Consider the following 8,533-nt stretch of genomic DNA (forward strand, 5'->3'; position numbering starts at 1 on the left):
CGCCGCAGCCGAGATCAGACTACGCACCGCATCCCCGCCCCCCCCCCCCCCCCCCCCCCCCCCCCCGCCCCCCCCCCCCCCCCCCCCCCCCCCCCCCCCCCCCCCCGACCCTCCGTCCGACAGAGGCCCGTCACCCCCGGTGACGGGCCTCGCTCCTCGGAGGGGGGACCGCGCGGCCCTGCCCCCTGCGGGTGAGGGTGTCCGCGCAGCCCTCCCGGCGCGCCCACCGGGCCGGTGATGCTGCTGGGCAGCCACGACGCCGCGCCCCCGTGCCGGCGTCCCCGACCGGTCCCGGTCGCAGAACCACGGAGGCCCCCCGGTGGACCACTCCAGCGCCACGCTCGTCGTCCCGCGTCCGGGACGGCCCGGCGACGAGAGCCTGCGCGCGACGCTGCGCCGGCTGTCCTCCGCGCAGAAGGGCGCGGCCGGCGCACCGGCCTACTCGCGCTTCGTCAACCGCAGGCTGGGCCGGGTGTTCGCCGCCCTGGCGTTCCACGCCGGGCTCACGCCGAACGCCGTCACCGCGGTGAGCGGCGCGACCACCGCCGCCGGCATCGCGCTGCTCGCGCTCGCGCCGCCGTCGGTGCCGACGGCACTGGCCGTCGCCGCCTGCCTCGTCCTCGGCTACGCGCTCGACGCCGCCGACGGCCAGCTCGCCCGCCTGCGCGGCGGCGGCTCGCCGGCGGGGGAGTGGCTCGACCACATGGTCGACGCCGCCAAGGCCTCGAGCCTGCACCTGGCCGTGCTGGTCGGGCTGTACCGGTTCACCGACGTCGACCCGGTGCTGCTCCTGGTCCCGCTCGGCTACTGCGTCGTCGACGCGGTCACCTACTTCGGCACCATGCTCAACGAGGCGCTGCGCGCGCAGCACGGCGTCGCCACCCGCGCCCAGCCGACCGCCCAGCGGGTGGGCGTCGGCCGCTCCCTGCTGACGCTGCCGACCGACTACGGCCTGCTGGCCTGCACCTTCGTGCTGTACGGGTGGACCGCGGTGTTCGTGCCGGTCTACACCGTCCTCTTCCTCGCCGCGGCCGGGTTCCTCGCGCTGGCCTCGGTCAAGTGGTTCCGGGAGATGGGCCGGCTGCCGCGATGAGCCGCCCGCGGCTGCTCGTGGCGCACCCCGGCGCGGAGCTCTACGGCGCCGACCGGATGCTGCTGGAGTCGGCGACCGCGCTGGCCACCCGTTTCGACGTCACCGTCGCCCTGCCCGGGCCCGGCCCGCTGGTCGCCGAGCTGGAGGCGCGCGGGCTGCGGGTCGAGCTGTGCCCCATGCCGGTGCTGCGCAACTCCGCGCTGCGCCCGCGCGGGTTCCTGCGGCTGGTCGCCGACGCCGTCCGGGGCGCGCGGCCCGCGCTGCGGCTGCTGCGCGCGCACCCCGCCGGCGTGTACGTCAGCACGCTGACCCTGCCGTCGTGGCCCCTGCTGGCGCGGCTGGCCGGCCGGCGCTCGGTCGACCACGTGCACGAGGCCGAGCGCTCGGCGCCCCGGCTGCTGCGGCGGGGGATGGCGCTGTGCCCGGCCCTGTCCGACCGCGTGGTCACCAACAGCCGGTTCACCCTGGACACGATGGCCGAGGTGTCCCCGCGGCTCGGCCGGCGCGGCACGGTCGTGCACAACGTCGTCCGCGCGCCGGAGGAGGTCGTGCCCCCGCGCGCGGTCCTCGGCGGCCCGGTGCGGCTGCTCTACGTCGGCCGGCTCTCGCCGCGCAAGGGCCCGCAGGTCGCCGTCGCCGCGCTGCGGGACCTGCTCGACCGCGGCGTCGACGCCTCCCTCACCCTGCTCGGCTCGGTGTTCCCCGGCTACGAGTGGTTCGAGGCGGAGCTGCGGGCGACCGTGGCCGCCGCCGGGCTGGGGGAGCGGGTCGCCTTCGCCGGCTTCCGCGCCGACGTGTGGCCGCACCTGGCCGACGCCGACGTCGTCCTCGTGCCCTCGGTGGGGGACGAGTCCTTCGGCAACACCGCGGTGGAGGCCGTGCTCGCCGCCCGCCCGCTCGTGGTGAGCGCGCACAGCGGGCTGCGGGAGGCCGTCGACGGCTACCCCGGCGTGCAGGCCGTCGCGCCCGGCCGGCCGGAGGCGTGGGCCGACGCCGTCGCCCGGGTGGCGGCCGACTGGCCCGCCGCCCGCGCCGCCGCGCTGGCCGGCGCCGCCGAGGCCCGCCGCCGGCACACCCCCGAGCGGTTCACCGCCGAGCTGCTGGCCGCGGTCGGCGCGCCCGCCGCGGCGGTCCCGGCGCCGGTCGCCGCCCCTCCCTTCGGGTGACGGGACCCGCACGGGTGATGACGGTCGGTCAGCCCGCGCTGTGCACTCGCGGGGCAGCGAACGTCACCAGGGGGATCTCGCCATGACCGTGATCGGCTACGCGCCGGGCGCCTACGACCTGTTCCACATCGGCCACCTGAACATCCTCAGGCACGCCGCGGCGCACTGTGACCGGCTGATCGCGGGCGTGGTGTCCGACGAGATGCTGCTGCTCACCAAGGGCCGGCTGCCGGTGATCCCGCTGCGCGAGCGCCTGGAGATCGTGCGCAACCTGCGCTGCGTGGACGACGTGCACGCCGAGGTCGTCCCGGACAAGATCGACACCTGGCGCGAGGTCGGCTTCGACGTGATCTTCAAGGGCGACGACTGGCGCGGCACCCCCAAGGGCGAGCGGCTCGAGCGCGACTTCTCCGCCGTCGGGGTGGAGGTCCGGTACTTCCCGTACACGATGCACACCTCGAGCACCGTGCTGCGGCGCGCGCTCGCGGCCCTCGACGCCCAGACGGCGGTCGACGGCGGCGTCCTCCGGTGACCGCCGCCCACGGCGCGGGGGCGCGCCTGCCCCTGCCGCCGGTGCTGATGTACCACTCGATCAGCCCGTCGACCGAACCCGACCCGCACCGCCTGCGGGTGCACCCCGCCCGGCTGGACCGGCAACTGTCGTTCCTGCGCCGGCTGGGCCTGCGCGGGGTGTCGCTCGCCGAGCTGGTGCGGGCCACCGACCGCGGCGCCGCCGCCGGCCTGGTCGGCCTCACCTTCGACGACGGCTACACCGACTTCCTCGAGCACGCCGTCCCGGTGCTGCAGCGGCACGGCATGACCGGCACCGTCTACGCCGTCGCCGGCCTGCTCGGCGGCACCAACGACTGGGACACCGGCCCGCGGTTCCGGCTCATGGACGCCGGCCAGCTGCGCGCGGTGGCCGCCGCCGGCCAGGAGGTCGGCAGCCACACGCTGACCCACGCCCGCCTCGCCGGTGCCGACCCGGCGGTGCTCGCCGCCGAGGTGGGGGAGAGCCGGCGCGTGCTGGAGGACGTCCTCCAGACCGAGGTGCCCGGCTTCTGCTACCCCTACGGCGCCTACGACGCCGCCGCGGCCGACGCCGTCCGGGCCGCGGGCTACGACCACGCCTGCGTGACCGGCGACTACGAGCCGGGCGACCGCGTCACCCTGCCGCGCTGCTACGTCGGCCCCCGGGACACCCGGGCGCACCTTGCCGCCCGCCTGGTCCGGCACTCCGTGCGGCTGCGCCGCGCCGTCGCCCGCGACGCCGCCCGCCCGGCCGCCCCGGTCGCCGGGGCCGACCGGTGACCCTCACCGCCGAGCGGCCCACCGGGCAGCAGCCGCGGGAGGAGCGCCCGGCGGCACAGCCGCACCGCTTCCGCGCCGACGTCGAGGGCCTGCGCGCCGTCGCCGTCGGCCTGGTGCTGCTCGACCACGTCCTCGGCCGGCCCTCCGGGGGGTTCGTCGGGGTCGACGTCTTCTTCGTGATCTCCGGGTTCCTCATCACCGGGCTGCTGGTCCGGGAGCGCGAGCGGACCGGGCGGATCTCCTTCCGCGCCTTCTACGTGCGGCGCGCCCGCCGGCTGATGCCCGCCGCGGTGGCGACGCTGGCCGCGACGTCGCTGGCGGCCTGGCTGCTGTTCCTCGGCGGCCGCTTCCAGGAGACCCTGACCGACGCGGCCTGGGCGCTGGCGTTCGGCGCCAACGTGCACTTCGCGCAGCAGGGCACCGACTACTTCCAGCAGACGGCGGCGCCCTCGCCGGTGCAGCACTTCTGGTCGCTCGCGGTCGAGGAGCAGTTCTACCTGGCCTGGCCGCTGCTGATCCTGCTCGTGGTGGCCGTCGCCGGACGGGGCCGCTCCGCGCGGCCGCTGCTGGCCGCGGCCTTCCTCGCCGTGGTCGCGGCGTCGTTCCTGTGGTCGGTGCACGCCAGCGCCGTCTCGCCGGCGACCGCGTACTTCTCGACGTTCACCCGCGCCTGGGAGCTCGGGGCCGGCGCCCTGGTCGCCGTCACGGCGACGCAGCTGCGCCGGCTGCCCGGCGCGCTCCGTGCCGCGCTGGCCTGGGCGGGGCTGCTCGGCGTCCTGGCGTCGGCGACGGTGATCACCTCGGCCGACCCCTTCCCGGGCTCCGTCGCCGCGCTGCCGGTCCTCTCGACCGTCCTGCTCGTGGCGTTCGGCGAGGCGCCCGGCGGCCCCGGCACCCGCTGGGTGCTGGGCAGCGTCCCGGCCCGGTTCCTCGGCCGGATCTCGTACTCGCTCTACCTGTGGCACTGGCCGGTCGTGGTCTTCACCGCCGCCGTCCTCGGCGCCGGGACGGTGACCACCGCGGTCGTCGCGATCGTCGTGTCCCTGGTCCTGGCCACGGTCTCGTACGCGGCGATCGAGCAGCCGGTGCTGCACTCGGGCTGGCTGCTGCCCGGCGGGCGGCCGCCGGGGCCGCAGCACCGCGCCGCCGCCGTGCGCCGCCGGGGCCGGCTGGTCGCGGCCGCGACGGCGACCGTGCTCGTCGTCGGCGGTGCCGGGCTGACCGTGGCGTTCCCGCCCGGCCGGCTGGACGCGCAGGCGGTGGCCGCGGCCGGCGCCGCGGCGCAGGCGGCCACCGAGGGGGACCCGCTGACCCGCGACCTCCGGGCGTCGGCCGCCCTCGTGGCCTGGCCCGCGGACCTGCAGCCGGCCCTCGACGAGCTCCCCGGCTACCTCGAGGAGCAGTGGAGCGGCGGGTGCTTCGACGTCGGCGACTGGAACGCCGACCGGTGCGTGTTCGGCGACCCCGGCGCGCGGCACTCCGCGGTGCTGCTCGGCGACTCGGTCGCGGGCGCCTGGCTGCCCGGGCTCCGGGCGGCCATGGAGCCGCAGGGCTGGTCGATCCGGACGCTGACCATGGGCCAGTGCCCGAACGTGGACGCGGTGACCCTCTACCAGGGCCGGCCGTTCACCGAGTGCGCCGAGCACCGGGAGTGGGCCCTGGACCTCATCGACCGCACGCGGCCCGAGCTCGTCGTCCTCAGCCACACCTACGACACCCGGCTCGCCGACCCCGACGCCGACAAGGCGGCCGTCTGGGAGCAGGGGATGACCTCGGTGGTGCAGCGGATCCAGCAGTCCGGCGCGCGTGTCGTCGTGCTGACCGGCCCGCCCTCCGGCGCGAACCTGCAGACCTGCGCGACCACGGTCAGCACCCCGGCGGACTGCGTGCAGGAGCCGCCGCGGCGGTTCATGCAGCAGGTGGCCGTCGAGGAGGACGTGGCGGAGGCCACCGGGGCCACGTTCGTCGACCCGGAGCGCTGGTTCTGCGTCGACGACCTGTGCCCGGCCGTCGTCGGGTCCACCCCCGTCTACGCCGACGGGCTGCACATGACCGCCGAGTACGCCGAGCGGATCGCCCCCGAGGTCGGGGCGGCCGTCCTCGGGACCGCGTAGGCGGCCGGCGTGGGACTGCGCGGCCGCGCCGCCGGGGCCCTCGCGGGGCAGGGCACGCAGGCGCTGGCCGGCCTCGTCCTGCAGGTCGCGGCCGCGCGGGAGCTGGGCGCCGCGGGGCTGGCGGTCTTCTCGCTCGCCTACGGCGCGCTCGTCCTGGCCACGGCCGTGTCCAGCGGCCTGGTCGGCGACTCGCTCACCGTGCTGGACCGGCACGACCCCGGGATCCGCGCGGGCCTGCACGTGGGCGGGGTGCTGGTCGCGGGCGCCGCCGGCGCGGCCGGCTGCCTGCTCGCCGTCGTCAGCGGGGCGCTGCCGCTGTGGGCGGCGCTGCTCGCCGGGCCCGCCGTCGTCGCCTTCGTCGTCGAGGACGCGCTCCGCCGGCTGCTCATGGCCGCCGGCCGGTTCTGGTCGCTGCCGGCCGTCGACGGCACCGCCCTCGTCCTCTCGCTGGCCACCCTCGTGCTCGCGCGGTCCGCCGGGGAGCTCACCCTCGCCTCCTTCGTCGCCGCCCTGCTCGCCGGCCAGACCGGCGCGGCGCTGCTCGCCTGGGCGCTGCTGCCGGCCGGGGAGCGGCCGCACGGCCCGTGGCGGCGCCCGGCGCTGGGGGCCGTCGCCGCCTTCGGCGTGTGGCGGGCGGCGGCGCAGACGATCCGCCCGGCGCAGCTCACGCTGCTCCGGCTGCTCGTCGTCGGCGTGGCCGGCGCCGCGGCCTACGGCCCCCTGGAGGCCGCGCGGGTCTACACCGCCCCGGCGATGGTCCTCGTCGCCGGGCTCGGGTCCTTCCTGCTGCCGCATTTCGTCGCGCTGCGCCCGCGGGGCGCGCGCGCCGGCCTCGCCGCCGCCGACCGCGCCGCCGCCGGCCTCGCGGTCCTGGTCGGCCTGCTGGGCGTGCTCGCCGTCGTCGCGCTGCCGTGGGCGGGGCCGCTGCTCACCGGCGGGGGCTACGACGTGCCGGCGGGCGCGGTGGCCGGCTGGGGCGTGTACGCCGCGGCCGCCGCCGCGCTGCTCCCGTACGCGAGCCTGGCGTCGGTCCACGGGCGCCAGCGGCGGGTGCTCGCGCTGCGCGCGGTCGAGCTCGGGTCGCTGGCCGCCGTCGCGCTGCTGGTGACGACCGCCGACGGCGCCGTGCCGTGGAGTCCCCTGGCCCTGGCGCTCGGACCGGCGCTGGCCGCCGTCGCCGTGCGCCGGACGCTGCTCGTGCCGCAGGTCCGCGCGGAGCGCGCCGCCTCCCCCGAGCCGCGGGCGGCGGCCGGGGCGGTCGCCCGGTGACCGCGGTCGTCCCCGCGCCGGTCCGGCCCGACCGCCGGCCGTCCGCGGTCCCGCCGCGCGCCCGGTCGCGGGCCCTGGTGACCCTCACCGCGCTGCTCGTCGTCGTCGGCAGCGTCGGGTGGCGCCGCGGCGAGTACTTCACCGGCTCGCTCGACCCCGTCGTCGTGGCGAAGGCGTGCGTCAGCGTCCTGGCCCTGGCCCTGGCCTTCCTCCTCGCCCAGGCCGGCCCGCGCCGGCGGGTGGGGACCGGGACGGTGTGGTGGCTGGGGCTGCTGCTGGCGTGCACGGTCCTGGGCGCGCTCACCGCGGGCCACCTGGTCGCCGGGGGAGTCGTGGCGGTGCGCGTCGCCCTGCTGGCCGCCACCGTCCTCCTCCTGCTGCGGGCGGTGTCCGCGGTGGACGTGCTGACGGCGGTCGTGCGGTCCTGCGTGGCGGTGGCGCTCGTCGCCGCCGCCACCGGCCTGCCCACCTCCGACGACGGCCGGCTGGCCGGCGGCGTGCCCGCCATCGACCCCAACGAGCTGGCGCTGCTGGCCTCGATCGGCGTCCTCTACGTCGCCTGGCGCACGGTGGTCGGCCGGGCCGGGGTGCCGGCCGCGCTCACCGCGGTGGTCCTCTCCGGCGTCGTGTGGGCGACCGGCTCGCGCACCGCCCTGCTCATGCTCCTGCTCGGGGTGGCCGCCATGGCGCTGCACATCCGGCGCCCCCGGGTCGGCCTCGTCGTCGGCGGCCTGGTGCTGGCCGGGGCCGCGGCCGTCACGGTGGTCTCCACCGGGGCCGTGGCCGGGTTCGTCTCCCGCGGCGGCGACGGCACCAGCACCCTCGGCTCGCGCTTCATCGCCTGGCGGGCCGCGCTGACCTGGGCCGACTCCCAGTGGCAGACCGCCTTCGGCGGCGGCCTCTCGGTCAAGATCATCCGCGTCCAGGGGCAGTACTGGGACACCCAGCCGCTGGACAGCAGCTGGGTCTCGCTGCTCGTGCAGGCCGGCTGGGCCGGCGTGCTCCTCGCCGGCGGCTGGGTGCTCTGGAGCCTGCGGGGGGTGCTGCGGGCGCCGCGCGCGCACCGGGTCCTGTTCCTGGGCCTGCTGGTCTTCCTGCTCGGCCGCAGCGTGCTGGAGAGCGGGCTGTTCGACGCGAGCGTGGCGTTCCTGCTGTTCACGGCGGTCTCGCTGCTGGCGGAGGGCGGCTCCGGGGAGCGGCTGCGGGCCGAGGAGCCCGAGGTCCCCGCGTAGCGCCTGACGGTCCGCCGGCCACCGCACCTCCCGACCCGCCCTCCGCCGCGGAGGGCGGGTCGTCGGCGTCCCGGGCACGGTGCACGCCGCCGGCGGACAGCCCCAGGGGCCGGCCCCGGCCCGCACGGTCCGCACCCCGGGACCCGGACCCGGCACCGGTCACGGGTGCCCATGGAGCTGTCCCTCACCGGGGACGCGGAGCCTCCGCCCCCGGGGCCGTGCCGGGCCTCGAGGGCTCCCCGGTGCGGACCGCCCGGCCGGTGGCGGTTCCGTCGTGCAGGCCCGCGCCGGCGTCCGCGGTGGGGACCCACGGGAACGGCCCCGCCCCGCGACCGGGAGGGTCGTCCG

The 8,533-nt window shown here is 78.2% G+C and carries 7 protein-coding genes; all 7 read left to right on the forward strand.

Annotated elements, in window-relative coordinates; translation table 11 throughout:
• The first annotated feature begins 319 nt into the window (after positions 1-319).
• The 7 genes from ACI79L_RS23705 (at position 320) to ACI79L_RS23735 (ending at position 8,185) form a co-directional block, all read left to right on the forward strand.
• Positions 320-1,093 (forward strand): CDP-alcohol phosphatidyltransferase family protein, encoded by a 774-nt coding sequence (locus tag ACI79L_RS23705; RefSeq protein WP_456939153.1) that lies wholly within the window; start codon positions 320-322, stop codon positions 1,091-1,093.
• Positions 1,090-2,259, forward strand: coding sequence for a glycosyltransferase (locus ACI79L_RS23710; protein WP_456939154.1), 1,170 nt, complete (start codon positions 1,090-1,092; stop codon positions 2,257-2,259). The genes ACI79L_RS23705 and ACI79L_RS23710 overlap by 4 nt, the downstream gene beginning before the upstream one ends.
• Positions 2,260-2,341: 82 nt before the next feature.
• Positions 2,342-2,791 (forward strand): adenylyltransferase/cytidyltransferase family protein, encoded by a 450-nt coding sequence (locus tag ACI79L_RS23715; protein WP_456939155.1) that lies wholly within the window; start codon positions 2,342-2,344, stop codon positions 2,789-2,791.
• Complete coding sequence (locus ACI79L_RS23720) at positions 2,788-3,570, forward strand: polysaccharide deacetylase family protein (RefSeq protein ID WP_456939156.1); 783 nt, start codon at positions 2,788-2,790, stop codon at positions 3,568-3,570. The genes ACI79L_RS23715 and ACI79L_RS23720 overlap by 4 nt, the downstream gene beginning before the upstream one ends.
• On the forward strand, positions 3,567-5,684 hold the full coding sequence (locus tag ACI79L_RS23725; RefSeq protein ID WP_456939157.1) for an acyltransferase family protein: 2,118 nt from the start codon (positions 3,567-3,569) through the stop codon (positions 5,682-5,684). The genes ACI79L_RS23720 and ACI79L_RS23725 overlap by 4 nt, the downstream gene beginning before the upstream one ends.
• Positions 5,685-5,693: 9 nt before the next feature.
• Positions 5,694-6,953 (forward strand): hypothetical protein, encoded by a 1,260-nt coding sequence (locus ACI79L_RS23730; RefSeq protein WP_456939158.1) that lies wholly within the window; start codon positions 5,694-5,696, stop codon positions 6,951-6,953.
• Positions 6,950-8,185: an O-antigen ligase family protein gene (locus tag ACI79L_RS23735; protein ID WP_456939159.1), complete on the forward strand. Its 1,236-nt coding sequence runs from the start codon at positions 6,950-6,952 to the stop codon at positions 8,183-8,185. The genes ACI79L_RS23730 and ACI79L_RS23735 overlap by 4 nt, the downstream gene beginning before the upstream one ends.
• The last annotated feature ends 348 nt before the right edge of the window (positions 8,186-8,533 follow it).

It is taken from the genome of Geodermatophilus sp. SYSU D00684 (assembly GCF_054050455.1).

What these genes read in the sequence shown, in the direction of transcription:
- ACI79L_RS23710 (WP_456939154.1), top strand. Translation starts at nt 1,090, where the DNA reads ATGAGCCGCCCGCGGCTGCTCGTGGCGCACCCCGGCGCGGAGCTCTAC.
- ACI79L_RS23715 (WP_456939155.1), top strand. Translation starts at nt 2,342, where the DNA reads ATGACCGTGATCGGCTACGCGCCGGGCGCCTACGACCTGTTCCACATC.